The organism is bacterium (genome assembly GCA_013360195.1).
Classification (GTDB): Bacteria; Electryoneota; RPQS01; order RPQS01; family RPQS01; genus JABWCQ01.
In genome coordinates this window covers 88,462-111,177 of record JABWCQ010000015.1, presented here as the reverse complement: position 1 = coordinate 111,177, position 22,716 = coordinate 88,462, and the positions used below count along the sequence as shown (strand labels likewise).

The window sequence follows — 22,716 nt, the reverse complement described above, 5'->3', positions numbered from 1 at the left end:
TGAAGCATATCGAACCACAATACTTGAGCACATATGAGTTTGTTGACACGTCTGCTTATTAAAGGGTAAATTGTAGAATACCTTGTTGAATACTGAAATCACGGAGAATCCCGATGAAAACCGCACTTGCAGCCCTTTTGGCCGCGGCCCTGAACGCCTTTGCGATACCGCAACTTGTCAACTATCAGGGACAATTGACCTCGTTGGGCGGTGCGCCGCTGGACACGACGGTGGCGATGACCTTTCGACTTTACGGTTCCGCAGGCGGCGGAACGGCGATTTGGACAGAGTCGCATCCAGCCGTAACGGTGACAGATGGGCTGTTCAACGTATTGTTAGGTTCCGTGACCGTGCTGCCGGACTCGTTTGCTGTCAACCGTTGGCTGGGCGTGACGATTGGTGCAGATACGGAAATGAGTCCGAGAAATCAAGTCGTCTCGGTCGGTCACGCTTATCGCGTGGGAACGGTGGACGGTGCGCTGGGTGGCACCGTCTTGAACGACCTCACCGTCACGGGCAAGGGGACATTCGGACCCGGACAGACAAACTCGGGGAGCAACTCGTTTGTGGCAGGTTCGAACAACACAGCCTCGGGGTCGAACTCGGTTGCACTGGGTGGAACGAACACGGCATCTGCCAACCGCGCGGCGGTTCTCAGCGGATCGGATAATACCGCCAGCGGACAGAACACAGTTGTGGCCGGAGGAAACGACAATGGAGCAGTAGGTTTGAACTCCAATATTGGCGGCGGTCGCAACAATCGCACAAACGGACAATATGCAACCGTTGGCGGCGGCGGTGGAGCAAGCGCGATTGACTCGAACAGTGCACGAGGCAACTACTCCGCGGTGGGTGGTGGAGGCGGCAACTACGCGCAGGGTCCATACTCCGGCATTCAATCGGGTTACGCCAATCGTGCGACGAATTGGATTGCTTCCATTGGTGGCGGACAAGACAACGACGCCACCGGATACGGTGCGCGCATCGGCGGCGGATTGAATAATACGGCGTCGGATAGTTTTGCGGTCGTGGCGGGAGGAAACAACAACGTGGCGTCGGGGAGATTCTCGTTTGTCGGCGGAGGGCAGCAGGATACTGCGTCGGGGTACTATTCGACGGTAAGTGGAGGACGGTTTAATAATGCCTCCACTTCCTATACTTCAATCGGTGGAGGAATTCTATGTGAAGCGAGCGCAGAATACGCTACGGTCGGCGGCGGATATGAAAATGTCGCCGCAGGCTTTTCTGCGACAGTCAGCGGTGGAATCACCAATGTCGCCTCAGGTGGGGCGGCGACGGTCGGCGGCGGCGTCTCAAATGATGCCTTAGGTGCGTCCGCGACGGTCGGCGGTGGCGGCGGAAACATAGCGCGCGGCGACTATTCATTCGTCGGGGGAGGCGGTGGAACTTTTATCTCGGACTCAAATTCGGCTAGCAACGTATTCGCGGTTGTCGTGGGCGGGTCGAGGAATTTGGCATCCGGCCCGGGATCCTTTGTTGGTGGAGGAATCCGTAACAATTCGCGCGGCGACTTCTCATTCATCGGGGGAGGCGGGGGGTGGTTGAGTCAAGACTCAAATTCAGTACGAGGAGAGCATTCTGCGATCGTCTGCGGATTGGGGAATGACGTAGAAGGATGGAACGCCTTTATCGGTTGCGGACTCAACAACACTATTGGAGCAGGCGCTACTTATGCATTCATCGGCAGTGGCCAAGATCAATTGGCATCCGGCACGCATTCTTTCATTGGCGGTGGCATGCGCAACTTTGTGCGGGGAGGCTACTCTTTCATCGGCGGCGGCGGCGGACTTCTCGACTCGGACACAAATTCGGTTCGCGGCGAACACTCTGCAATCGTCTGCGGGCTGGGCAATGACGTAGAAGGATGGAATGCCTTTATCGGTTGCGGACTCAACAACACTATTGGAGCAGGCGCTACTTATGCATTCATCGGCAGTGGCCAAGATCAATTGGCATCGGGCTTGAACAGCTCCATCGTCGGCGGTTCTGCCAATCTCTCCTCAGGCACACACGCGTTCATTGGCGGCGGCAATGCGAATATTGCTTCGGGACAATATGCCACGGTGCCGGGCGGGCAGAGCAATCAGGCGTTGGGGAACTACTCGGTGGCAATGGGACATCAAGCTCAGGCGAACAATGCCGGGAGTTTTGTCTATGCGGACAACAGCGGTTCGAGCTTTTCTTCCTCGGTATCAAACCAATTCAACGTGCGCGCTGCGGGTGGAATACGGCTTTACACCAATTCTGGTCTTTCATCCGGCGTGACGTTGGCACCAGGCGGCAGCGCTTGGGTTGCGGTGTCCGATTCCACAAAGAAGCGCGACATTCACCTGACCGACACCAAGGCTGTGCTGGAGAAGGTTGCGGCGCTTCCCATCAAGAACTGGGAATACAAGTCGGAAGCAGAAGGAATCGAGCACGTCGGCCCGATGGCTCAGGATTTTTGGAAGGCGTTCCAACTGGGCAGCGACTCGCTCGGTATCTCGACCATTGACGCGGACGGTGTGCTGTTCGCGGCGGTGCAGGAGTTGGCGAAGCTGAACAGCGAGAAGGACAAGAAGATTGCCGACCTTGAAGCGCGGATGAAGCTGATGGAAGCGGCGATTTTGCAATTTGGCAGTTTGAACAATTCAGATAAGCAGTAAGGAAAAACACCATGAAGAAGGCACTTTTTCTTCTCCTCCTCCCCACCCTGTTGTGGGCGCAATCGCAGAGCGAGAATTTCAGATTAACCAAGAGCGTGATGGATGCCGGCGGCGGCGCATCGAGCTCAGCAAATTTCGGACTTGTATCGGCATTCGGCCAGCCGACGCCGATTGGCGTGCAGTCGAGCGCGAATTTCAATTTATACGCGGGATTTCTCTCGCCCGTGTTGCAAGTATCACCACTCTCACCGATTCAGAGGCTGGTGATTAAGGAATCAACACCGGATGCGCGGCTCTATTGGGAAACGCGTGCCGGCGCAGGCAGCTACTCGATCCACCGCGCACCGACGATCGAGTTCACACCTGGCCCGGGGAATTTTGTGGCGACCGTGACGGACACGTTCTACACGGACGCGGGCGTGCTGGCTGGACCAGCAACGCAGCAGTACTACATTGTCATCGTGAACAACCCCTAGCTTGATGGAAGTGGACTTCGAGCATACATCCTAGTCCTGGCCCGCGTATTGAAATGTACACCATTTCTCGGACAATTAACTGGAGAGTTGTCGGAATGATGGGCGCAGTGTGCGCACAAGCCAGAAAGATGAACGGGATTTGAAGCAGTTACCGGGCGAAGATGGATGTTTCAACAACGGTTAGTGCACTACACGCTTGCGATGTTTGCGGGCGGGTCCGGCCGATGGTTTTTGCGCGGGCAAGCGATGAGATTACCTCTAGGTGGGTGTGTCCCTATGCGCACGGATGTTTAGGCTAGGTTAAGTGATTCAGTTGCCGTGTCACGTTTGCGACCGGTATATTTTGCTTTCATACAACGCGATTCGGACTCAGGTCCTACATGGGAGCCACCGAGCGTTGTTGCCACCCAGTTCTGCTTCCTGACCGACACGCCGCATTGAATCAATACTCAAGAAAGGAATCGTGTCGGGGCTAAGCATTACTCATGTTACGCGTCCCGGTATCAACGAAGTCAGCACGCTGATTCCCAAGTCATAAAATTCCACCCCCGTCCTTTTGACCACGGAGAGAATGAGCGACAAAGGGACCCAGCAAATCAAAAGGGTTTACCATCTCTTTTTTTAGCGGGGCCGACGGGACTCGAACCCGCGACCTCCGGCGTGACAGGCCGAGTTTAGGTTCTTGATTGTAAATTATTTGTCAAGAATCCGTAGAAGAGCGGTCGCAAATGCAGAGCCATCAAGTGCTTTGTTCGCGCTTTCCTTCAGCGCATTTTGTTCCGGCTGGTAGTACCAGTCATGCGTTGTATCAACCTTACGATGACGAGCAAGTCGCTGGATTGCCATTGGCGGTAGGCCTTCGGCGGAGAGTTGCGTTGCGAAAGTCGCACGTAATCTGTGCAGCGGCCTGTATGGCACATTAGCGGCCTCACATACGGCCTTGAACGTGTCGCTAACTTCTTCACTCAGAGCGGGAAACACTCGGCCTGAACGCGGTGATTCAACGGCATTCAGAATGCTCAAGAGTGGAGCCGTAATCGGTACAGTTTCGCGGCGCTTGGTTTTGCCTGGCGGCACGTGCAACAGACCACGTGCAAGGTCAACGTCCTGCCACGTCAAGCTCAAGGCTTCGTTCCTACGCAGTCCAGAAAATGCGAGGAAAGCGAAATACAGATGAACGGGCTGTCCGTTTTGCCGGAACGCTCGCGCGGTTTCGAGAATCTTCGCAAGTTCGTCCGGCGTGAACGACTCACGCGGAACTGCAATGACTTGCATGGCCTTCAGTCGCGGCGGTTGCCATCCCTTGATGATTTCCTCTTCTACGCACCAGTTCAGGAACCGCGTGATGTTCCGTAAGTGCCGGTTGACGGTGTGCGGACTGATTGCCCGCAGCTTGCGGACCCGCCCAGACCGATCGCGCATGACAGCACCGCGCTCAGTCAAATACTTGATAATGACTTCGCGGTGACTGCGGCTCATGTCCGTCAAAGGAATTGCCCCTATTGTGTCCTGCAGAACGGTTTGCGTGTCACGATACAGCGCGATTGTGTCCGGTGACCAGTCCCGCCGTGACTCTTCAATGAAACGTTGAAATAGCGCAATCACGTTCTGCTTCGGCGGCTCAGGCTTGGTCGGATCAAGGCCCAGCAGTATCTTCCTCTGAAATTCAGCGGCGACCTCTTTGGCCGCCGCTTTTGATTCACACTTGGTATTGATACTCTTTCGCCGGCCATCAGCGAGGACGAGGTTTACGTACCAGACGTCGCCAGACTTCAGTTTTCGTTTGTAGAAGCTCGCCACTATTCCCGCCCGTGCTGTTCCACTTTGCCGTCAGGCGCGATGCTCGTGAAACTCGGCGACGGCTCTTCATACTCGCGAATAATTTCCGCTACCGGCACGCCCGTCCTTTCGCTGGCTTCCAGTGGCGTGAGTCCGTGTTTGCGCACGAGTTCCTTTGCTGTTCGACGCAGGACGTCATTCTTATTGATCGTTATCTTCATATGCTGCTATTCAATGCATATTTCGTGCGGTCCTGCTAATTCGATTCTACCTTGCTGACTTGACGGTGAGATGCTCCATTGCACGTAACCGCCGTCAGTCTTAGAAATTGTGAAGCATCCTTCATCCGGTATATCGAACACTGCGTCTGGATTTGAAGGCGTACCACCCCTTATTGAATCCCCTTCAACCGTGACAACCCAATATGTACGGTCACTGTCGATCACCAGTTGATAATCCTTCTTGCTGTTGTTGTCTGTCGAATCGCAACCAATTGCGACCAAAGTTGCCAGAATCAAGACAAACCGATACATAATTCCTCCTCTGTGTTTTCGGCACCACAAATCTAAGGAAAACAATTTTAAGTCACAAAAACAAGAGATTACGACTTCAATCCTCCTCAGTTTTTCAGCTGTCAACGGCTTGTGACCACTGAGGCAGTCCTACACTAAAGCTTGATCGACCCGGAGTTACAGGTGCTTGACGGTGTCGCTCTGTTGGCCTAATTTGAACTCACGTTCAAGTGGAGGGGGTCTGTGGCGTTTGTGCAGCAGAAGCTGGTGACGGCGTTTCGTCTGCCTTGTCTTTCACGGTTCGAAGCGACTTGTTGCTCGCGCGTTTGATTCGAGCTTGTGCCTTGGTTGCTTCATCGCCTTCAATGGCGTCGCGCTTCAATACTTCGTTACGAAGTATTGCAGTTACTTCGTCAGATTCTACTTTCAGGTTTTCGGCCGTCCGTTTGAGCTCGCGCCTAATCACGTCAACTACGATTTCTGATTGAATGAGTGCAGCAATAGCAAAACGGTTTACCAACTGTGTACGCTCATACAGATTCTCGCGAATGGATTTAGCAAGACCCTGCTTCGATAGCGCGAAGAGCCTGTCTTTGTCATCGTCCAAGCGCAAATTGATTGCCGTGAAGTCGAACGACAGAACTTGATCGTAGTTAACTTTATTATCCAGACGTAGTTTATAGAGTTGCCAATTCACACCGTTTGTAAGAATCACCCATGGTACCCCCTGGTTTGCTCCGTACTCAATGGCTTGGCGCAGGTGATTTTCTTTTAGTTCCAAGCCAATGGCTTTCACTTCAATTAAGAACTGAATCTTATTCTCAATCTTTATCGCGAGATCACAATACGTGCTTCGAATCGCGTACTCGCCGGTGATCTCCGTGTATTTATCATAACCGAACACATCTGCCAGAACGTCCTTGACGATTGTCACTGTGTCAGCCTCATTTAAGTCTCGTTTTTTTGCATCAACCAAGACCTTCTGAAACTTCGGAACCGTCGCCTTGTAGCGGTCAACTACTTTTTGTGGAATGTTCGCCATCAGGTCTCCCTTGCGTCTCGCTGTCTATTTCTTTAATGGTATTTATGATATGATTCCCAGCGTCAATCATTGCACTTGTGATTCTATTCAGGCGGTCGTTTGTCATTCTGAAATCAGGCGGGACATACAACTGCACTGTGATCTCGTGTCCGGTGGCCGTGTCACTGTCAGGCTGGTCGTCAAGAAAGTGCGTTTCGTTGTGCCCCAAGGTTCGTGCAATGAGACGGCGCGTCCCGTCGTTGGGGGCGTGAGCTCCGGTCTGGATGTTGTGCAAGGTTTGAAGGGAAATCCCAGTTTCCTTTCGGATTCTGGCTTTCACCCCCCGAACGCTTAGCGCCTTCCGTAGTTCGCTAAGTTTGTCCATTTCAACTAATTAGGAGAAAACGTAAAAAGTTGTACGTTTTTGCTTGACAACTATCCAATTATTGATTATATTTGAACCATTGAATTAAATGACCCCCACACGCTGGCGTCCGGCAAGACAAGACAGCGAGGGGGGCACCAATAAAGCCCAACCCAGTACGGGAGGACTCTCATTTGGAAGATACCCCAAAAACTTCAGCGAGTCAAGCTGAGCACCTTCAGGATTTCACTCCGACACAGGTGGCCACGATCCTCGGGCGGTCGCGTTCATGGGTCATTAAGCATCGCCATTTCTTTGTTGAATACCCTGTCCCAGGGCGCGGCGCAACGGCAACGGAAGTGCGATTCACGCGTAAGTCGGTTGAAGCGTATGTAGAGAAACTCCGCAACGCCGCCAACGACAACGGCGCTGAACAGCATGAATCAGTAGATCAAATTATTTCACGCGTTAAGTCGAAGCGCGCAGCTGCGGGGCAGTCCCTGTAGCTGCGCTTTTTTGTTTTTCAGAACTCCACGGAAGGGAGAAACAAATGATTGCAGAACTTAAAACACACGAAGCCGCCGAAGTTGAATTCTTTGACTGGGCTTCACGCGCAACGTTGTATTACACGTCGATCGTTTACGGCGGCGGTGTGCATTGGGACGCCCCAAAAAAGTTTACGTCACTTGTCGGCGGGAATTATTACGAACAGGACGGAGACCACGACGACTTCGAGTTTGACGGTGACGCACCGGAATGGATAAAGGCCGTACTGCTGAACGCATGGAAAATCGCTGAACTGTGGGGGCAGCGATTTCAGCGTTATGACATTCAGCCCAGCTTCGACTGCATGTACCGGGAGCCCTATCCGTTTCCTGAGGCTGAGATTCTGGCCGCGATTGAGAACGCTATTGAAGCCTATGTATCGGATTGCATGACGGAGGCCGCATAATGGATTTGACAACTATGACGCCGACACCTGTGCAGAAAATCAATTCCGGTTACCTGGAAGGCATGCTGGAAATACTGAGTCAGTTTGAAGCGGCCATCGAATCGCACAAGGCACCAAACACCGACGAACACGCTCGGGTTCGGCTCGTGAACCTTGAACTGATTGACTTCAAGCATCAGCTTGAGCGACTGTTTGACCAAGTGTGTGATCGTGAAGCGGCCGAAGAGCGCAGAAGCGCAATTCTGCGTGTTGAAGCACACTTGCCGAAGATTGACATGCCGCAGTTTGCGAATGACTTGTTACGTGGGATTGCGGAGGCAAGGCAATGAGCGAACCTCTGTTCAAATACATTAGTCAGTCCCTGTTGAATATGGCTGGCAAGTGCGGAATGCAGGTGTACCACCGGCATATCAAGGGAATCATCATTCCGCCTGGATTCGCGGCGCATCGCGGCACGGCTGTCCATAAGGCCGCGCAAGCTGACGCTGAAGCGAAGCGCGAAAAGCAGAGCGAGTTCGGACTGACCGTTGCTGAAATGATTGACGTGGCTGCCGATGCTTTCGAGAAGAAAGTCAGCGAGGACGGCGTTTACCTGAACGCAGAAGAAGCGCAATTCGCAAATACGCTGAAGGCAGACGCGAAGGATACAGCCATCGTTGCAACGAAACTCTACGGCAATGAGGTTGCCAAGCGCATTCGCACGCCAAAGCTGATAGAAGAAACTGTCACGATGGACGTTGACGGCCTCAGTTACCCGCTCGGCGGCACGATTGACCTTGTGCATGTGGCTGACGGCAAGCACAGGATTCAGGACATCAAGACGACCGAGAAGCGAATGTTTGACGGCATTGCAACACACACACTGCAAGCACCGCTCTACACGATGCTCGCCGAATCAGTCCTTGACGGCGAAACGCCTGACTTCGATTACGAGTATCTGGTGATACAGAAGACCAAACAGGACAACGTGACGATTCCCGCAATTGTGAACAAGCAATCGCGCGTGAACATCGTTGAGCGCGCTCGTGTGCTTGAGCGCGCATTGCAAGCCGGTATCTTTCAACCCGCACCGCGAGACGCATGGTGGTGTAGCGAGAAGTCGTGCGGGTACTGGGGTATCTGCCCATTCGGCGCAAAGCAGACGGTACAGGTGGCATTGTAAGCGATCATGAAACAAAGACCCAAAATAACCCACAGAAGGACGGAACAATGAGCGGTAACGGTAACGGCGACTTTCCGGTTTTCACACCGGAAATAGTGAATGAGATTCACGGCAACGACCCGGACCAATCCAGTGTCGGCGGAATGTTGGCTGCTGGAAACACGATTCAGCAAATCCGCACAAGCTACATGACGGCGGTCAGTGTTCAGAAGAAGCGCGACCTCGCCGAAATCACGAAGAAGTGCGAGCAGGAAGCACAATATGCAGGTGACTCGCTTTGGTACGGCTGGAAGCAGGGCGGAAAGGAAATCTCTGGCGAGACCATCGGGCTTGCAATGATCGTAGCTCGCAACTGGGGCAACTGCGCAACCGAAGCGTTTGTCGTCGAAGATAGGCCGACGCACTATCTGATTTCGGCCAGCTTCATTGACCTTGAAAACGGCTCGACGATCAGCCGTCCGTTCAAGCAGAACAAGAATCGCAAAATGTCGGACAAGCAGAAAGCGAATCCGGAAGAGATTGCGCGGCAGGAAGATATTACTCTTCAGATCGCGGTCTCAAAGGCGGTACGCAACGCGATTCTGGCAGCAACACCCGGATGGTTGCATGCGCGAATGATTGAAGCAGGGCGCAATGCTTTGGCTGATGGCCTTACCGGCGAGAAGCTCAAAAAGGCGATTGCCGCAACAATTCACGCCTTTCAGGACAAGTGGGGTGTGACAGAAGAGATGCTCGCGGAATATGTCGAAAAGCCGTCTGCAAGCTGGGTGGCGGCAGACATGATTGAGCTAAAAGGCGTTTACAATGCGTTGAAGGAAGGCCGCGAAAAGGTATCAGTGATATTCGCGCCGAAAGATACGGCTGATCCTGTACCCACTTCGCAAGCTTCAACACCGACCGCGCAAGCTCCTGAAAATGAATCCGCCTCGACTACGAATAGCGGCGGCGAATTGCCTCTTAGCGATTCCCAACTGAGTCGTGAGGACATGATCAACGAGATCGGCAAGACAATGAAGGATCTCGGTATCACAGCTGGGCTTCAGCGCAATCAAGCGGCTGGCCGTTGGACAAATGACGAGGCCACAAGTATTGCAGACCTCTTCAAAGCCCCTGACGACGTTATCAAGGCTGCGCTTGGTCGTGCCCGCGATGAACTGCGTCAGAAGCAGGACAATGAGTAGAATGCCGTCCGCAGCGGAACTATAGACCGCTATACAAAAAGCCGTAGGCTCGAATCGGAGCGCAAAGAATGCCGGTTGACTCCCTCGCAGACGGATAGAACAAGTAAGTCTGCGGCAGATTGCCAGAAGCGTAGTGCGGTGCGGGGAGAGTCATCACCAATGCAACGGGTGCAAATCCGATTCGGCCACAAACGCCAACGCTGACCACGCTCTGTCATATAGACGGATCCGGAGGTTGCACCCAGGTCAGCGTTGGCTACAAATATAGCCCGTGACGGCACCCACGGGCGGAGTGAAAGCCGTTGAACTATTCAGCAATTCTTAATAGTTCGCGGCGAACTCTACCCTCGGCAAAACACGCCATAGCGCAATCTCTAACATTTCAGTATACGGAAGGCTATAACATGAGCGAGAAGAAGTATGCACACATTACAGTCACACCTTTCAATGAAGTTGACGGCAAGATTGTCTATGGCGTGCATTCAAACAAAGGTGACAGCTTGCTTGGATTGATCGAGTTCTATCCGCGCTGGAAAACTTACACATTTGCGCCAGAAGAAGACGCTGTTTTTGACGCAACTTGTCTGTCGTACATCATTGATTTCATGGTTAACCATGCTGGCAAGCAATGACCAAACACGAAGCTATCACTCAACTCGTGCCACAGTCGAGCAACGCGGCAAGCGAAGCCCTGTTGTGGCTTGCCGTCACAGCAGTGGCCGCATTCGCAATCTATTTCTGCTTCGGTTATGCGATTTGCTGGATAGAAGATAAGATGCTGAAGCACCGAATCAAGCGTGAGGCTCTGTAATGTGGCCAGAGCGAACAAGTCCCGGACGAATCGAAGTTGACGACCACTCAATTAGTTTGGCAGTTTCATCACTGACACAACGGTTGTATCATGCGGTCGAAAAGCATGGGCGCGGTGCCTTTCTGAATGACCATGAGATTATTGGACGTGTCCGCGCTGAACTTCGTGAGGTTGAGCGTGAATCAGATTTAGGAAATCTTACGAACGTCATTGAGGAGCTGCTCGACATCGCTGCAGTTTGTGTATTTGCAAAAGCCGGCGAGATTGCCGTTCAAAAGGGCGGTGAAACATATATAGAGTTTTTGGAGCGGCGTCACAGCGAGATGCAAGCTGAATCGACAAAGTCGGTCTTGAGTTATCGAGAGCAGGTATCGAAGCTGAGTAATAACCTTGCGCAGCTACAACATGAGCTCGCACTGCTGCGCTGCACGGAGAAACCGTGATTACGGTAGTTAGACATCCCTACACCTTGTATGACGCTAAACGCAAAGGCAAGGTCGGCTTCTACGTCGGACGCGGGAAATCTGCGGCTGCGGAAACTTGCACGCTTGGCAACCCGTTTCGTGGCCCGAACCGTGAACGCGCAATTCACTACTACCGCTACTGGCTGGAGCACTCGCTTCAGATGGACGAAAAGGTGCAGCGTGTGTTTGAGCAAATCCTGAACACGGCGCGCACGCATGACGTGGTACTTATTTGCCATTGCGCACCTTTGGCCTGTCATGCAGACGTGATTAAAGAAATGATCGAGGAGCAACTGTGACGAAGCCCATGCCACTCGTTGATCGCGCACCGGATAGTGACGCGCAGAAGACCGTGAAGATTCGTGCGGCGTTGTTCTATTACGCGGCGCGGAATTACAGGCCACTAATCGTGATTGACGAATGTCAAATGGGGTCGTGCTTGACGGACGTGTATTTTCTGAATGCCAACGGCATGGGAATAGACTGCGAAATCAAGGTCAGCATCAGCGACCTCCGCGCAGAAATCAAGAAGAGCAAGCACCGCCATTGGCAGAATGCTCGAAGGCAAGCCGATGGCTCGGTCGCTAACTACTTTGTATTCTGCATTCCCCATGAACTGCTTGACAAGGCTCGACCGATTATTGAAGAAAACTGGCCGTTCGCGGGAATCCTGACTTTACGCGGTGATGGGAATCTTAGCGTTGCGCGAAAGATGAGGCGTATCCACGCCCTGCCAGTTCCGGAAGGTCGGCGCAAGCAATTCGCGCTCTGGCAGGCCCGTAGATACACGTGGTACATGCACAGGCGGCTAACGTGGATTAGCAGGCAGAAGAAACGGTTCGGCGAAGTCCATTTCGACTAATGACTTCGATCGGTGAGCATATCTTGCGTTATCTGGAGTCACGTGACAGCAGTGAGCCACTTTCGCGCGAGCAGATTCAGGAGCTGCTCTTCGAGCAGTTGCAGAAGAAGATTCACGTCCGGGACATCCAGGACGAGATTCAGATTCTCAACGCCGAGCTGAAGCAGCAGGGGCGGCTTGTCGTTTCCGGACCTGGGCGCCGTGGCTATTGGATTCCTCGGGCTTCCGAGCGTGATATTCAGTTGCTTGAACATGCTGCGAACAAGATGAAAGCGCACGCTGAGGCTGAAGCAGAACGTGCAAAGGATATGCTTAACCACCTTTGGGATTTGGAACAACAAATGAAGCAACCGGTGTTTGATTCACGCGGTCAAGCACAGATGTTCGCGCAGGTATGACCGACCCTGTACTCGATTACATCAGAGCGAAGGGACGCGCGAACTACGTGGATATGCTCGCGGATTTGCGGATGACAAGCGCCGACCTCTATGCAAGACTGAATACTCTGATTACTCTCAACTTAATAGATGTTCATTTAATGCCTCATTCTGCTCGCGAATTCACCATAGCAACACCTAAGCCTAAGAATGCCACGTCAAAAAAGTCTTACAGATAAGCAATTGAAAGCCCTGATATTCGTGGGAAGATACATTGCTGATCACGGATACAGCCCTACCACACGCGAAATCGGTGCCGCCATTGGTACGAGCTCCACTAACGGCGTGACGTACATTGTTGAAGCTCTGAAAGACCAGGGCCTACTTACCCGCACTTACCATGTTGGCCGGACAATACGATTGACTGAAGACGGACTCAAGACATTCCACGCCGCGGCGAATCAATGAAGGTGCTTGCGCTTGACATCGGAAAGCGCGGGGCGTTCGCGCGCAACTACGGGAACAGGCCAAGACTAGGCCTGATTGATTGCACGCGCAATGCCAAAGATAGACCGGGCATCAGTCTAATGAAACTCCATCGCGCTCTCGAAGCCCAACCTGTACCAGACTTGATTGTGCATGAGGTGCTGATTGGCACAGGTAAGGGCAAGCGGTTGCTGCATGGTTTCGGCGCAGTGGTTGAACTTTACGCGACCAGACACTTCATTCCCGTTCAAATGGTTCCTGCTGCCACATTGAAGAAGTGGGCGACCGGATACGGAAGGGCTGACAAGACCGATATGATGAATCGCTCCGGCGAACTGATGGACGATAATCTGTCTGATGCGCTGTTGCTCTTGGAATACACAACAGCGCATTATGATACACCTCAAACCCACGGAAGGAAACAGAAATGACAAAGAGAAAGAAAAAAGACGAATCTGAAGGCAAGGTGCTCGGTGCTTGCGAATATGAAGCAGGCGGCAGTGAGTGCGATCGCAAAGCCGTTGTCGAAGTCAACGGCTGGGCGCTCTGTGGTTATCACAAGAAGTACGGACCTACACTTGACGTTCGCGGCCAGAAGTCCGCTGACTCGCCAGAGAATCTGGACAAGATTGAGCAGCATAACCAGGGCGTGACCGACCGCAATAACGGTGTTGCGGCTCAGGCTGCCTTCACGCCATACAGTGTTTATGCCGACCTGTGTGAGCTGACAGACCGCGTTGAGAAGAACATGAAGCGTGTTCCGAAGGGTCGGCAGGTGGCGGCGTACCTGAACAGCGCGCGTTTGTTATTGCTGGATGAAATGAGCAGCGTCGCCGGTGACGTGGATCCCAATCAGGTTCAGTTGCCGCTTGGCAGCGCCGCGGCGGATGAGCCGGATCCTGAAGTTGACGGTGACGACCAATGAGCGAACTCAAAGTAATAACACAGGCGCAGTTGCTTACCACGACGCGGGACTTGCGCGACCGCGTGGAAATATCACTGCACAAGCTGGGCCCGGGTGCCAAATCTATTCAGACGAATCTGAACAATATCGTTGCCACCTTGTCTGTCCAGAATGCGCATCCCGTTGATGACAAGCAGCCTGACCTGTTTGGTGTTGAACGTGTCGGTCTACCGAAAGCGCGAGTTCCTCGGCTGACAAACAAAGGAACCACATTGCCAAGAATTTCGCGGTCCACGAACAGCGGCACAGGCCTGAAGGTTTCTCGCAGCGATGATGTCATGCGTGAACGCGGGCTGCGCAAGTTGCTCACAGGATCATCTGCACGTCAATCTTGCTGGGCTAACCTGAAGACGGGTGCGACACTGGCTGAACTCGAAGAGGCGTGGATTGACAGCCTTGAAGGTGTAGATTCGCCGTTCAAGGCGAACGGTTGTGCTACGTTCTGTTTCAAGACCTATGAACGTGCAATCTGGTGGGATAAGGAAACTCCTTCCGGCACGGCTGATATTCGCGGGAAACTGCTGCTGCAGACTATTGCCAAGGTGCTGAACATTCCGCTTATGACACCGGCGCAGAAGCGGGCGAAAGCACCGGAACTCACGGCGAAAGAGCGCAAGTCCATTGACAGAATCACAACGGCTGTTAACTGCTCGAAGTGCAATGTCGCACGTCAGAAGAGCGAAATGAAGCGCACGCCTGGCCACCGATACATCTGCAAGGATTGTGCGAAGAAGGCTGACAAGAAGGATTGGGGCGACTACGTGCAGGGCAAAGGCAAACACAAACCGCCATCAGCGATAAAGGCGGCAAATAAGGCACCTAAGAAAGTAGCCAAGCGTATCAAACCGCAGGCCGCTTTCATGGCACCCATGCAAGCGTCTTCTGAGTTAGCCGCTATTGTCGGAACCAAGCCTCAACCGCGAACCGACGTCACCAAGAAAGTCTGGGACTACATCAAGAAGCACGGCCTCCAGGACAAGAAGAACAAGCGAAACATCAACGTTGACGAAGCGCTTGGAAAAGTGTTTGCGAATAAGAAAGGCGTGGTACCGAAGCAGGTTTCGATGTTTGAAATGACGAAGCTCGTGACTAGGCACTTGACGCCGGTGAAACAATGATCGGGGAACTTTTCATGCTCGGAAAGAGCGTCAATATGTTTCCGATTGAAATCTCTGTTCAGGATTTCATGTCCACGCACTCACTGATTATCGGGCAAACACGATCCGGCAAGAGTCATTTGACACGTCTGTTGATTGAGCAGACCCATGGCAAATGTTCACAATTCGTGTTTGACCGCGAAGGCGAATACGTGACACTGCGTGAACGCTTTGACTTCGTGGTAATCGGTGAAGGCTGGGACTTCAAGGCCAGCCCCGCCATCGCTGCGGAGCTTGCTGTTCGATTGCTTAGGCTTGGCGCGTCAGCCATCATTGACCTGTCCAGCATGAAGCACAAGGATGACCTCGAATTTGTGCGCGGGTTCGTTGACGGTCTAATGTCGCTGAAACTGGACGAACAGCGTGAAGCCATGCTGGTCTTCGATGAAGTGCATCTGCTGGCACCGGAGGGCAAGGAAACGGCCTGCGGCAATGAAATAATGAACATTGCCAAGCGCGGTCTGAAGCGGGGCATGTTCGCCGTCTTCACGACTCAGCGTCTGCCGGAGGTTGCGAAAGGAGTCGTGCTTCAATCGAATAACTATTTCAGCGGCCGAGTCGTGGATATTGATGCAGCTCGAACCGCTGGTCGCCTGAGATTGAACAAGTCTCAGGTAAATATGCTGCAGTCACTTCACCGGGGCGAGTTCTTTGTCGCCGGTCCGGCCATTCAGGGCGCGGATAATGCGCTGCTTGTGACGATCAATGACACGATTACACACGCTCCGAACCGGCGCAACTGGAAAGACTTCCGGCTCGCGCCGGCAAAGGGCGCGGTGCTGGCCGCTCTCGGTGAGCTGAAGGACGTCGAGCAAGAAGTCAAAGAGAAGGCGCAGACCATCGAACAACTGCGCACGCGGATCAGGGAGCTTGAACAGCGTCCGAATGTTGACACCGCAGAAATGACGCGGCTCAGGACCGAGAATGCTGAACTGCACCTTGACTTGCGCAAAGCAAACCTGTGGATTGAACGACTGATTGAAGGCATGCGTAATGCACGATCAGACTTGCAAGAGTTCATTTCCGAGTATGAATCTGGCGGTCCGGAAGACGAGCAAGAGTCGTTGAGTGTAGTCTCCAGTGGCAACCTGGATGTTGCGGGAGTCAAGAAATTTACGTCTGCGGTGGCAAGTGGCGTCGGTAAGAAGCGGGAGCGTATCAACGGCGTGCATTTGCCGACCGCTGCTGAGCGCATGTTGGCATACGCGGCAAGTCGTTATCCGCATTCGGTGACTCGCGGTGCCATGGTTGCCTACGCACGGATTAGCTCGAAGTCCAGTAATGTCGGCAAGTTTCTGAAGCTCCTGACAGAAGGTGGTTACTTAGAGCTAAAAGCCTACGGATATGCCGCGACAGAACTCGGATGCAAAATTCTGCCTGACCATGAACCGCTCCCCGACGACCCCGACTCGAAGCTCCAAGCATGGAAGAAACGACTTGCGCCCGGCGCGGTCCGAATGCTGGATGCCATTCACAAGCATCGCAAACTTGACCGCGAACGCGTCCTGGACATTGCTGACGTGTCGCCCACGTCGAGCAATGCAGGCAAATTCTTCAAGCAGCTTCAGGAATACGGACTAATTGTGATCGAAGACGGATACTGTCAGATGCACAAGGACTACCGATGACCATACCGCGCATTGAGTTCTACATGCACCTTGAGGCACTTGGCTACGATCGATTAGCTGAAGGCCGGGTTGAGTGTTACAATTCGGACGGCGCCGGAATCATCCTCCCTGCCACGAGCGGGCTAATTGGTTTCCAGTCGCAGGCAAATCTCTGGACGCCTGGCAAAGGGCCAATACCGCCGCATGACAAGTGGACGGTTTCCACAACGCCGGAAGTGCGGCCTGATAAGGGCATCGAAGGCGATTTCTTTCGGATTTATCCGGTCGAACTGATAAATCCGAACAATGCCGCAGACAAGCGTAGTGGCTTTGGAATCCATCGCGATGCGAACATCCCGGGTTCTGCCGGCTGCATCGTAATTGCTGATCGCCTGCACTTTGCGGAGTTCACGCGATTCATGCTCATACTTGCTGCGAAAAGTGTCAAGTCTCTGCCATTGGAGGTGAACTACCGGTGATTACGATCCTCAACCGCAGCCATCTCACGCACACGCGGAGCACGCCCGTCTGTAAGTCCTGTAACGTGCAGCTGCAGTTCAGTCAACCGAGCTACCTGTTGTTGGTTCATCTGACGGTGCCAGGAACAGTTTCCGTGCAGGAGCGCAAGTTTACAGTGCATGTCTGTCCGACCTGCAATAAAAAGAGTAACGAGAACTTGATCACCGCGCTATGGAAATGGGTGCTTGAGCACTATGACAATGAGTTCACCACGGATTACATGAGACTCATGATGAAGCAAGGACAACCGGAAAGGTAATCATGGCGCGCCCCAGACGTAATGGCATTGATCGATTTAACGTCGCCATTGACATACATGACAATCCGAAGTTCACGCTGTTTAAGCGAACTCTCGGCCTTTCTGAAGGTCTGGCTTATCTGCACCTCGTGAGGTTCATCCAGTATGTAGCTGCGAACCATGCATTTGAACCCGTGATCGATCCCGAAAGCGCGGAGATCATCGCTGATTACTGCTACTATCAAGGCCCCGGGACTACTCTGCTTCAGGCGCTTCAGAAGTCCGGTTTTCTAACTTCTGAATGGGAAGTCAAGGACTGGTTTATCCACCAACCGCTGGCCGAACTTATCCACAATAAACGGGTCGCCGGGGCAAAGGGTGGACAAAAGACCGCAGAGTCACATCAACCCACGAAAGATGAATCAGGTAAGTTCACCGGAAGCAAACCAGCCGAAACCACCAATGTGCTTCCGGTTTTAGATAATTCTGACGGAACCCAACTTCAGAATATAACTTCAGAATTAGATTATAACTTACCATCGAAGGCCTCCGACGCGCGCACGCGCGCGAGGCCGCCGAGTTTGAACGGAACTTGGAAACCACCACCGGAAATCGAACTTCTGGCAAAAGACCTGATCAAAGCCAGCGGAATCGGTGACAAGCAGGATCGCAAAGACATCGCGTGGGATGTTTTCCACGTTGTCCAGTCAGGCAACGAACAAGACGTACACACACTGATTTCCGAACTACGGCAAGGTGAACATTCAAACGCCGAGAACCTCACGGCCGTCATCAGAGCAAGACTCAAGAAATTCATCAACACTGACCGCGCACCAGCGCAAACTTAACCACGGAGACAATCATGTCCGACAAATCGAAAGACCCCAAATTCTCTCACGAAGCGTCCGAAGCCCTGCAGCAGTACATGGCCGAGGTCCACAACCCGCCGCTGGACTTCACGGATCCCAATGACATCGCGAAAGCCGCTGAAGACCTGCTGATTCTGGCTTCTGCTGAGCCACAGAAGGCCACAGTCGAATTAACCGAAGAAGAAGCCACCGCAAAGGCTGATGCCCAGCTCAAGCGCGATTTCTGCGGCATCCTGAAAGCCCTGCAGGAAGACACGCGCAGCGCTGGCGAAAAGCAAAACCTCATCAAGCATGCCCTGGCGCGCTTCTCCTGATCGCCGCTCTCACGCGGACAAAACCTATCACCGCGTGCTACGGCTGCTTCGTGACAACCCTTCCCGGGAGTTCGCTCCCGGGGAGGTTGCACGGATACTCGAGCCGAAGCTGGTGGACGATGATCTAAACAACTACCAAAAGCTTATCGGCAAGGCCCTACGCAAGTTTCTACAGCAGGGCATTGTCGAATGGAACGCCATCATGCGATATCGCAAGTACTGGATCGAACCACGGAATTTCGTTGCCGCAGATGAACGTCTAAAACTCTTCGAGGCCGCTGAACGCGGTGAACCAGAACGACCGGATAACGCCCCTGCAATCCTGCAAAAACCTCAGGAACAAGCAGTTAGAAATGTCAGTCAGCGACGTTGGTAATCAATCAACCACAGCAGTTTATTCTAAGTGACTGAAACGGAAGGATTAAATGAGTCTTGGCAAGCGCGAATCAACCGTGCGCTGGAGACTCTTGACTGGAGCAGGCCGCGGCTGGCGATGACACTGCACTGCTCTGAACGCACGATTTGGAATTGGCAGAACGGCAACTGCGAGCCGCATTGGAACGGCGAAAGCCGCGGCTTACTGGACGAACTTGAAACGCGACACAGAATCCGTGAACGGTACACCGAACGACTCAAGACTACAGGCCATAGCGGGCAACCAGCAGCTGCCGGAGCTTAGCGATCAGGAAGTGAAGTTCCTGCTCGCATATTGCGGAATCGAACCGAAAGCCCGTGGTCCGCGTTCCGCAGCGCAGGCCTACATGGCGCTGAATCCCAACGCCGCGCCGGTGTCGGCTCACGTATCGGGCAAGCAGATTCTCGCGCGATTAAAAGCCAAAGGGTTGCTGACGCTGATTCTCGAAATGCAGGGCGCAAGTATTTCGCATGCGACTGCCGTTCTGCTTCAGGGTCTGAAAGCTGAGTCGATCAAGCGCATCGAATACCCGGGCGGGATTTGGGACTACGCAGCCGCACCGGATCACCGCACACGACGCGATTTCGCGCGGATCCTGCTCGAACTGCATAACGTGCTGTCACCTGAAGGCGTAGCGGCCGGTGGCGATGCATTCCGCATGACGTTCGCGGAAGCGATAGCGCAACAGCGCGAACAAACAAGGAAAATTGAAAACGCAGACTTCACCGAAGTCAAATCCACGGAAGGAAAGAAATGAGCTGTGACCCCTGCAAACACGGCAACAACCCATTCAGTTGTCAAGAATGCTACGCGGAATTTAGAGCCGCTGAAAAAGCGAACAGAGGCCCACACGGACCGAAAGGTGTGACAATCATCGACCGCCGCGCAAGCCAGCAACCGGACGAGCCAAAGCGTAAAGAGAAAGCAATACGTGCAATGCTCATGTCAACTATGGCGGGAATGTCTATGTCAATTCTTGACTCAGAATCGAGAGTTGATCCAGCGCGGAGGCAGGCGATGCAAAAGCAGTATGACCGTGAGATGCAACCGTACCGTTCTAACCGCAAGCGCAAGAACAAAGCCGCACGTAAGGCGCGGAGGGCGAACAGATGAGTAACGCCGAACTGATTGCGGAACTGCGGGAATTTGCAGGGCCGATTGATTGTAGCCACAGCGCAGATATAAAGCGTGATGTTATCCTTATCCACCGTGCCGCCGACGCCCTCGAAGCGGCGGAGAAGGAACGGGAAGAGCTTAAAGAGCATCTTAGTATAACGCAAAAATGGCGTGACAAATATCAAGATTTCGCAGAATCACTCAAAAAAGACATCGCACGCCTCGAAGCCGAACTCAAGGAGGCGAAAGAGCGAGCGGAACAAGAGAAAGAAACAATACTAAAGTTCGCAGTAGAACAATGCAATTATTGTATCGGGCATCCGTCTGGATTATTTGCTCACTATACTGGTGAACGCATTGCAAGATACATTAAAAGCCGGATTGCAGACAAAATGTTGCTCGACGGATTTATTAAAGACACGAAGAAACTCAAAGCCCCCGAAGGAGGCAAGCATGAGTGACGTGCTTATAGTCATGTTTGGATTATCCATTCTTGCGGTGCTTTTTGCAGGTGCTCTTTCTGTAGTTCTATTTATTGTCGATGGAGTATTAAGCGTGGCGCGTTGGATTCAAAACATGAAACGCGCAATGCGATGAACCCCGATGACCTTCATGTCACGGCGCTCGAACTGCAATCTGAAGATGGTTTTCCATTTGGCGATGAATCGAAGCGATATGCGGTAACTGTGCGCTGCACCGATGCGGGTTTCAAGTCGTTACAGGACGCATGGGAATCACGCGAGCCGTTTTGCGTGACATTCGCCGGCACGAACTACGTCGGCACAATTCGCGGAAACGTCTTGGCTACTGAGATTTCAGAATCAACTTACACAATCGAAGCCAAGTTCACGCTCTTTGAGTAAGCGACCTGACATTCTCGTTTATCGTAACCAGCCGCTGAAAGAATGCGAGTGGCAATACCGTGACGATCCCGAGGCTTTCATTTGGGACATCCTGGGCGTTCGTGGGATGTTCAAGAAATCGCTGGAGTTCGTTTGGTCTGTCGCACAGAACCGAAAGACCGTGGCGCGGGGCTGTTACGGCTCAGCCAAGACGTTCTACCTCGCTTGCATTGCCCTGTGGTTTCTTTACACGCGGTACAATTCGCGCGTAATCACGACGGCGCCCACCATGCGGCAGGTTCGCGATCTTCTGTGGGCTGAAATTAATTCGCTGCACGGAAATGCAAAGATACTGCTCGGCGGGAAGCCGCTGCAGAACCGGCTTCAGCTTGGCCCCAAGTGGTTCGCCATTGGATTGCCTGCGTCACAGAAGAACGAATCAGCAATTCAAGGCTATCACGGAGAGAACGTGTTTGTTGCACTGGATGAAGCTTCGGGCATTCGTGGCGCAATTTTCGAACTGGCGGAACGACTCGCAGTAGGCGGCGATGACCGGATTGCTGCCATCGGGAACGCCATTGATCCACTCAGTCACTACGCGGGCCTGTTCAAAGCATCTGACTGGGCAAAGATTGTGATCACGGCCTTCGACACGCCGAACGTCGTTTACAGGAAGCAGATCATTCCGGGCATGGTAAGCCATGAGTGGGTAGAAGAAAAGCGCAAGAAATGGGGTGAGAATTCGCAGCTCTACCGTTCGCGTGTCCTGGCTGAATTCCCGATGTCTTCCGAGAATGCCATGATTCCGCTTTCATGGATTGAAGCGGCGATGAATCGCTACGAAGAGCTGATCGAAGAGGTGCGCGAAGCCGACCGCAAACTCTCCGAAGAGCAGGCCGTTGAAATCCTGGCTGAACGCTGGGCAGGACGCAAAGCCCTCGGCGTGGACGTCGCCGGCACCGGCGAAGATGACACCGTGCTCGCCCCCCGCATCGGCTCCTTGCACATGCCGCTTGAAACACATCATGGGTTGACAACTCAGGAAATCGCAGGCATGATCGTGATTCGGCACCGGCAGGGATTTGAAGCCGCTGCGGACGTGATCGGTATCGGTGCCGGTGTCGCTGAGGCGGCAGAAGCCCAGGGCGTGCCGGTTGTGAAGGTCGTAGGTTCAGAGCGCAGCGACAAGCAGGATGCCACAGGAAGTTTCGGATTCACGAATAAGCGCACAGAATTGTACTGGACGCAGCGCGAGTGCCTGTCTCCGGATTTGCCGATTGACGAGCGTCACATCTTACCGCGTGATGAGCTGCTCATGGAAGAGCTTGCGATTCCGACATACACGCACGTTGTCGGCGGAAAAATCAAGATGGAAAACAAGGACTCGGTGAAGGCAAGACTCGGCCGTTCGCCGGACAGAGCGGACAGCACTGTCAACTCGCTCGCCGTGGAAACCGGAGCATTCGCGTATTCAATCACGCGAAACGAACCCACGCAACCGGCAGCACATCAGGACTCGACACAATCAAAAAACCGCAGCCGAACAGGCAGGAGATGGTAAC

Annotated in this window: 36 protein-coding genes; 31 read left to right on the top strand and 5 right to left on the bottom strand. The window is 53.2% G+C overall.

Annotated features, from left to right (window positions below):
* The first annotated feature begins 113 nt into the window (after nt 1-113).
* Both HUU59_11155 and HUU59_11150 read left to right on the top strand, forming a co-directional pair.
* Complete coding sequence (locus HUU59_11155) at nt 114-2,666, top strand: tail fiber domain-containing protein (protein NUO19996.1); 2,553 nt, start codon at nt 114-116, stop codon at nt 2,664-2,666.
* An 11-nt stretch (nt 2,667-2,677) separates the two neighbouring features.
* Nucleotides 2,678-3,142, top strand: a complete 465-nt coding sequence (locus tag HUU59_11150) for a hypothetical protein (GenBank protein NUO19995.1) — start codon at nt 2,678-2,680, stop codon at nt 3,140-3,142.
* A 693-nt stretch (nt 3,143-3,835) separates the two neighbouring features.
* On the opposite strand, the gene HUU59_11145 is transcribed toward HUU59_11150, so the two are convergent.
* The 5 genes from HUU59_11145 to HUU59_11125 form a co-directional block, all read right to left on the bottom strand.
* Nucleotides 3,836-4,942 (bottom strand): site-specific integrase, encoded by a 1,107-nt coding sequence (locus tag HUU59_11145; protein NUO19994.1) that lies wholly within the window; start codon nt 4,940-4,942, stop codon nt 3,836-3,838.
* Nucleotides 4,942-5,142: a hypothetical protein gene (locus HUU59_11140; GenBank protein ID NUO19993.1), complete on the bottom strand. Its 201-nt coding sequence runs from the start codon at nt 5,140-5,142 to the stop codon at nt 4,942-4,944. Before HUU59_11140 ends, HUU59_11145 begins: the two co-directional genes overlap by 1 nt.
* A 6-nt stretch (nt 5,143-5,148) precedes the next feature.
* Entirely contained in the window at nt 5,149-5,454 is a 306-nt protein-coding gene (locus HUU59_11135; protein ID NUO19992.1) for a hypothetical protein, read from the bottom strand.
* A gap of 205 nt (nt 5,455-5,659) precedes the next feature.
* Complete coding sequence (locus HUU59_11130; GenBank protein NUO19991.1) at nt 5,660-6,475, bottom strand: type I restriction enzyme HsdR N-terminal domain-containing protein; 816 nt, start codon at nt 6,473-6,475, stop codon at nt 5,660-5,662.
* Nucleotides 6,447-6,749 carry a hypothetical protein gene (locus tag HUU59_11125; GenBank protein NUO19990.1) on the bottom strand — a complete coding sequence of 101 codons (303 nt, stop codon included), beginning with the start codon at nt 6,747-6,749 and terminating at the stop codon, nt 6,447-6,449. Before HUU59_11125 ends, HUU59_11130 begins: the two co-directional genes overlap by 29 nt.
* A 263-nt stretch (nt 6,750-7,012) precedes the next feature.
* Between HUU59_11125 and HUU59_11120 the strand changes: the two genes are divergently transcribed.
* From HUU59_11120 to HUU59_10980, 29 genes are all read left to right on the top strand, one after another.
* Nucleotides 7,013-7,324 carry a hypothetical protein gene (locus HUU59_11120; protein ID NUO19989.1) on the top strand — a complete coding sequence of 104 codons (312 nt, stop codon included), beginning with the start codon at nt 7,013-7,015 and terminating at the stop codon, nt 7,322-7,324.
* A 44-nt stretch (nt 7,325-7,368) separates the two neighbouring features.
* On the top strand, nt 7,369-7,770 hold the full coding sequence (locus tag HUU59_11115) for a hypothetical protein (GenBank protein ID NUO19988.1): 402 nt from the start codon (nt 7,369-7,371) through the stop codon (nt 7,768-7,770).
* Nucleotides 7,770-8,099: a hypothetical protein gene (locus tag HUU59_11110; protein NUO19987.1), complete on the top strand. Its 330-nt coding sequence runs from the start codon at nt 7,770-7,772 to the stop codon at nt 8,097-8,099. Before HUU59_11115 ends, HUU59_11110 begins: the two co-directional genes overlap by 1 nt.
* Nucleotides 8,096-8,932 (top strand): PD-(D/E)XK nuclease family protein, encoded by an 837-nt coding sequence (locus tag HUU59_11105; GenBank protein ID NUO19986.1) that lies wholly within the window; start codon nt 8,096-8,098, stop codon nt 8,930-8,932. Before HUU59_11110 ends, HUU59_11105 begins: the two co-directional genes overlap by 4 nt.
* Before the next feature lie 47 nt (nt 8,933-8,979).
* A complete protein-coding gene (locus HUU59_11100; protein NUO19985.1) occupies nt 8,980-10,113 on the top strand; it encodes a hypothetical protein in 1,134 nt (377 codons plus the stop codon).
* A gap of 404 nt (nt 10,114-10,517) precedes the next feature.
* Complete coding sequence (locus HUU59_11095; protein NUO19984.1) at nt 10,518-10,745, top strand: hypothetical protein; 228 nt, start codon at nt 10,518-10,520, stop codon at nt 10,743-10,745.
* The gene (locus HUU59_11090; protein NUO19983.1) at nt 10,742-10,924 is read left to right on the top strand and encodes a hypothetical protein; all 183 of its coding nucleotides are present in this window, start codon (nt 10,742-10,744) and stop codon (nt 10,922-10,924) included. Before HUU59_11095 ends, HUU59_11090 begins: the two co-directional genes overlap by 4 nt.
* Nucleotides 10,924-11,367 carry a hypothetical protein gene (locus HUU59_11085; GenBank protein NUO19982.1) on the top strand — a complete coding sequence of 148 codons (444 nt, stop codon included), beginning with the start codon at nt 10,924-10,926 and terminating at the stop codon, nt 11,365-11,367. Before HUU59_11090 ends, HUU59_11085 begins: the two co-directional genes overlap by 1 nt.
* Nucleotides 11,364-11,687: a DUF4326 domain-containing protein gene (locus tag HUU59_11080; GenBank protein ID NUO19981.1), complete on the top strand. Its 324-nt coding sequence runs from the start codon at nt 11,364-11,366 to the stop codon at nt 11,685-11,687. The genes HUU59_11085 and HUU59_11080 overlap by 4 nt, the downstream gene beginning before the upstream one ends.
* Complete coding sequence (locus HUU59_11075) at nt 11,684-12,250, top strand: hypothetical protein (GenBank protein NUO19980.1); 567 nt, start codon at nt 11,684-11,686, stop codon at nt 12,248-12,250. The genes HUU59_11080 and HUU59_11075 overlap by 4 nt, the downstream gene beginning before the upstream one ends.
* Nucleotides 12,250-12,648, top strand: coding sequence for a hypothetical protein (locus HUU59_11070; GenBank protein ID NUO19979.1), 399 nt, complete (start codon nt 12,250-12,252; stop codon nt 12,646-12,648). Before HUU59_11075 ends, HUU59_11070 begins: the two co-directional genes overlap by 1 nt.
* A complete protein-coding gene (locus HUU59_11065) occupies nt 12,645-12,866 on the top strand; it encodes a hypothetical protein (GenBank protein NUO19978.1) in 222 nt (73 codons plus the stop codon). The genes HUU59_11070 and HUU59_11065 overlap by 4 nt, the downstream gene beginning before the upstream one ends.
* Nucleotides 12,838-13,095, top strand: coding sequence for a hypothetical protein (locus HUU59_11060; GenBank protein NUO19977.1), 258 nt, complete (start codon nt 12,838-12,840; stop codon nt 13,093-13,095). The genes HUU59_11065 and HUU59_11060 overlap by 29 nt, the downstream gene beginning before the upstream one ends.
* Complete coding sequence (locus tag HUU59_11055; protein NUO19976.1) at nt 13,092-13,544, top strand: hypothetical protein; 453 nt, start codon at nt 13,092-13,094, stop codon at nt 13,542-13,544. The genes HUU59_11060 and HUU59_11055 overlap by 4 nt, the downstream gene beginning before the upstream one ends.
* Complete coding sequence (locus tag HUU59_11050; GenBank protein NUO19975.1) at nt 13,541-14,038, top strand: hypothetical protein; 498 nt, start codon at nt 13,541-13,543, stop codon at nt 14,036-14,038. Before HUU59_11055 ends, HUU59_11050 begins: the two co-directional genes overlap by 4 nt.
* 722 nt (nt 14,039-14,760) lie before the next feature.
* Nucleotides 14,761-15,195, top strand: coding sequence for a hypothetical protein (locus HUU59_11045; GenBank protein NUO19974.1), 435 nt, complete (start codon nt 14,761-14,763; stop codon nt 15,193-15,195).
* 35 nt (nt 15,196-15,230) lie between these two features.
* Nucleotides 15,231-16,862, top strand: a complete 1,632-nt coding sequence (locus tag HUU59_11040; protein NUO19973.1) for a DUF87 domain-containing protein — start codon at nt 15,231-15,233, stop codon at nt 16,860-16,862.
* Nucleotides 16,859-17,320 carry a hypothetical protein gene (locus tag HUU59_11035; GenBank protein ID NUO19972.1) on the top strand — a complete coding sequence of 154 codons (462 nt, stop codon included), beginning with the start codon at nt 16,859-16,861 and terminating at the stop codon, nt 17,318-17,320. The genes HUU59_11040 and HUU59_11035 overlap by 4 nt, the downstream gene beginning before the upstream one ends.
* Nucleotides 17,317-17,619: a hypothetical protein gene (locus tag HUU59_11030; GenBank protein NUO19971.1), complete on the top strand. Its 303-nt coding sequence runs from the start codon at nt 17,317-17,319 to the stop codon at nt 17,617-17,619. Before HUU59_11035 ends, HUU59_11030 begins: the two co-directional genes overlap by 4 nt.
* A 2-nt stretch (nt 17,620-17,621) precedes the next feature.
* Nucleotides 17,622-18,446 (top strand): hypothetical protein, encoded by an 825-nt coding sequence (locus HUU59_11025; GenBank protein NUO19970.1) that lies wholly within the window; start codon nt 17,622-17,624, stop codon nt 18,444-18,446.
* Between the two features lie 14 nt (nt 18,447-18,460).
* Nucleotides 18,461-18,781: a hypothetical protein gene (locus tag HUU59_11020; GenBank protein ID NUO19969.1), complete on the top strand. Its 321-nt coding sequence runs from the start codon at nt 18,461-18,463 to the stop codon at nt 18,779-18,781.
* Entirely contained in the window at nt 18,759-19,157 is a 399-nt protein-coding gene (locus HUU59_11015; GenBank protein ID NUO19968.1) for a hypothetical protein, read from the top strand. Before HUU59_11020 ends, HUU59_11015 begins: the two co-directional genes overlap by 23 nt.
* Before the next feature lie 27 nt (nt 19,158-19,184).
* Complete coding sequence (locus HUU59_11010) at nt 19,185-19,460, top strand: hypothetical protein (GenBank protein ID NUO19967.1); 276 nt, start codon at nt 19,185-19,187, stop codon at nt 19,458-19,460.
* A complete protein-coding gene (locus HUU59_11005) occupies nt 19,393-19,953 on the top strand; it encodes a hypothetical protein (GenBank protein NUO19966.1) in 561 nt (186 codons plus the stop codon). Before HUU59_11010 ends, HUU59_11005 begins: the two co-directional genes overlap by 68 nt.
* Before the next feature lie 107 nt (nt 19,954-20,060).
* Nucleotides 20,061-20,309 (top strand): hypothetical protein, encoded by a 249-nt coding sequence (locus tag HUU59_11000; protein NUO19965.1) that lies wholly within the window; start codon nt 20,061-20,063, stop codon nt 20,307-20,309.
* Complete coding sequence (locus HUU59_10995; GenBank protein NUO19964.1) at nt 20,306-20,773, top strand: hypothetical protein; 468 nt, start codon at nt 20,306-20,308, stop codon at nt 20,771-20,773. The genes HUU59_11000 and HUU59_10995 overlap by 4 nt, the downstream gene beginning before the upstream one ends.
* On the top strand, nt 20,766-20,909 hold the full coding sequence (locus HUU59_10990) for a hypothetical protein (GenBank protein ID NUO19963.1): 144 nt from the start codon (nt 20,766-20,768) through the stop codon (nt 20,907-20,909). The genes HUU59_10995 and HUU59_10990 overlap by 8 nt, the downstream gene beginning before the upstream one ends.
* A complete protein-coding gene (locus tag HUU59_10985; GenBank protein ID NUO19962.1) occupies nt 20,906-21,175 on the top strand; it encodes a hypothetical protein in 270 nt (89 codons plus the stop codon). Before HUU59_10990 ends, HUU59_10985 begins: the two co-directional genes overlap by 4 nt.
* Nucleotides 21,168-22,715, top strand: a complete 1,548-nt coding sequence (locus HUU59_10980) for a hypothetical protein (GenBank protein ID NUO19961.1) — start codon at nt 21,168-21,170, stop codon at nt 22,713-22,715. Before HUU59_10985 ends, HUU59_10980 begins: the two co-directional genes overlap by 8 nt.
* Nucleotide 22,716 lies beyond the last annotated feature (1 nt).

Excerpts from the sequence above, each read along its gene's own strand:
- HUU59_11155 (NUO19996.1), top strand. The coding sequence starts at position 114 with ATGAAAACCGCACTTGCAGCCCTTTTGGCCGCGGCCCTGAACGCCTTT.
- HUU59_11150 (NUO19995.1), top strand. The coding sequence starts at position 2,678 with ATGAAGAAGGCACTTTTTCTTCTCCTCCTCCCCACCCTGTTGTGGGCG.
- HUU59_11140 (NUO19993.1), bottom strand. The coding sequence starts at position 5,142 with ATGAAGATAACGATCAATAAGAATGACGTCCTGCGTCGAACAGCAAAG.
- HUU59_11135 (NUO19992.1), bottom strand. The coding sequence starts at position 5,454 with ATGTATCGGTTTGTCTTGATTCTGGCAACTTTGGTCGCAATTGGTTGC.
- HUU59_11130 (NUO19991.1), bottom strand. The coding sequence starts at position 6,475 with ATGGCGAACATTCCACAAAAAGTAGTTGACCGCTACAAGGCGACGGTT.
- HUU59_11115 (NUO19988.1), top strand. The coding sequence starts at position 7,369 with ATGATTGCAGAACTTAAAACACACGAAGCCGCCGAAGTTGAATTCTTT.
- HUU59_11110 (NUO19987.1), top strand. The coding sequence starts at position 7,770 with ATGGATTTGACAACTATGACGCCGACACCTGTGCAGAAAATCAATTCC.
- HUU59_11105 (NUO19986.1), top strand. The coding sequence starts at position 8,096 with ATGAGCGAACCTCTGTTCAAATACATTAGTCAGTCCCTGTTGAATATG.
- HUU59_11100 (NUO19985.1), top strand. The coding sequence starts at position 8,980 with ATGAGCGGTAACGGTAACGGCGACTTTCCGGTTTTCACACCGGAAATA.
- HUU59_11095 (NUO19984.1), top strand. The coding sequence starts at position 10,518 with ATGAGCGAGAAGAAGTATGCACACATTACAGTCACACCTTTCAATGAA.
- HUU59_11090 (NUO19983.1), top strand. The coding sequence starts at position 10,742 with ATGACCAAACACGAAGCTATCACTCAACTCGTGCCACAGTCGAGCAAC.
- HUU59_11085 (NUO19982.1), top strand. The coding sequence starts at position 10,924 with ATGTGGCCAGAGCGAACAAGTCCCGGACGAATCGAAGTTGACGACCAC.
- HUU59_11070 (NUO19979.1), top strand. The coding sequence starts at position 12,250 with ATGACTTCGATCGGTGAGCATATCTTGCGTTATCTGGAGTCACGTGAC.
- HUU59_11065 (NUO19978.1), top strand. The coding sequence starts at position 12,645 with ATGACCGACCCTGTACTCGATTACATCAGAGCGAAGGGACGCGCGAAC.
- HUU59_11060 (NUO19977.1), top strand. The coding sequence starts at position 12,838 with ATGCCACGTCAAAAAAGTCTTACAGATAAGCAATTGAAAGCCCTGATA.
- HUU59_11055 (NUO19976.1), top strand. The coding sequence starts at position 13,092 with ATGAAGGTGCTTGCGCTTGACATCGGAAAGCGCGGGGCGTTCGCGCGC.
- HUU59_11050 (NUO19975.1), top strand. The coding sequence starts at position 13,541 with ATGACAAAGAGAAAGAAAAAAGACGAATCTGAAGGCAAGGTGCTCGGT.
- HUU59_11045 (NUO19974.1), top strand. The coding sequence starts at position 14,761 with ATGAAGCGCACGCCTGGCCACCGATACATCTGCAAGGATTGTGCGAAG.
- HUU59_11040 (NUO19973.1), top strand. The coding sequence starts at position 15,231 with ATGTTTCCGATTGAAATCTCTGTTCAGGATTTCATGTCCACGCACTCA.
- HUU59_11035 (NUO19972.1), top strand. The coding sequence starts at position 16,859 with ATGACCATACCGCGCATTGAGTTCTACATGCACCTTGAGGCACTTGGC.
- HUU59_11025 (NUO19970.1), top strand. The coding sequence starts at position 17,622 with ATGGCGCGCCCCAGACGTAATGGCATTGATCGATTTAACGTCGCCATT.
- HUU59_11020 (NUO19969.1), top strand. The coding sequence starts at position 18,461 with ATGTCCGACAAATCGAAAGACCCCAAATTCTCTCACGAAGCGTCCGAA.
- HUU59_11015 (NUO19968.1), top strand. The coding sequence starts at position 18,759 with ATGCCCTGGCGCGCTTCTCCTGATCGCCGCTCTCACGCGGACAAAACC.
- HUU59_10995 (NUO19964.1), top strand. The coding sequence starts at position 20,306 with ATGAGTAACGCCGAACTGATTGCGGAACTGCGGGAATTTGCAGGGCCG.
- HUU59_10990 (NUO19963.1), top strand. The coding sequence starts at position 20,766 with ATGAGTGACGTGCTTATAGTCATGTTTGGATTATCCATTCTTGCGGTG.
- HUU59_10985 (NUO19962.1), top strand. The coding sequence starts at position 20,906 with ATGAACCCCGATGACCTTCATGTCACGGCGCTCGAACTGCAATCTGAA.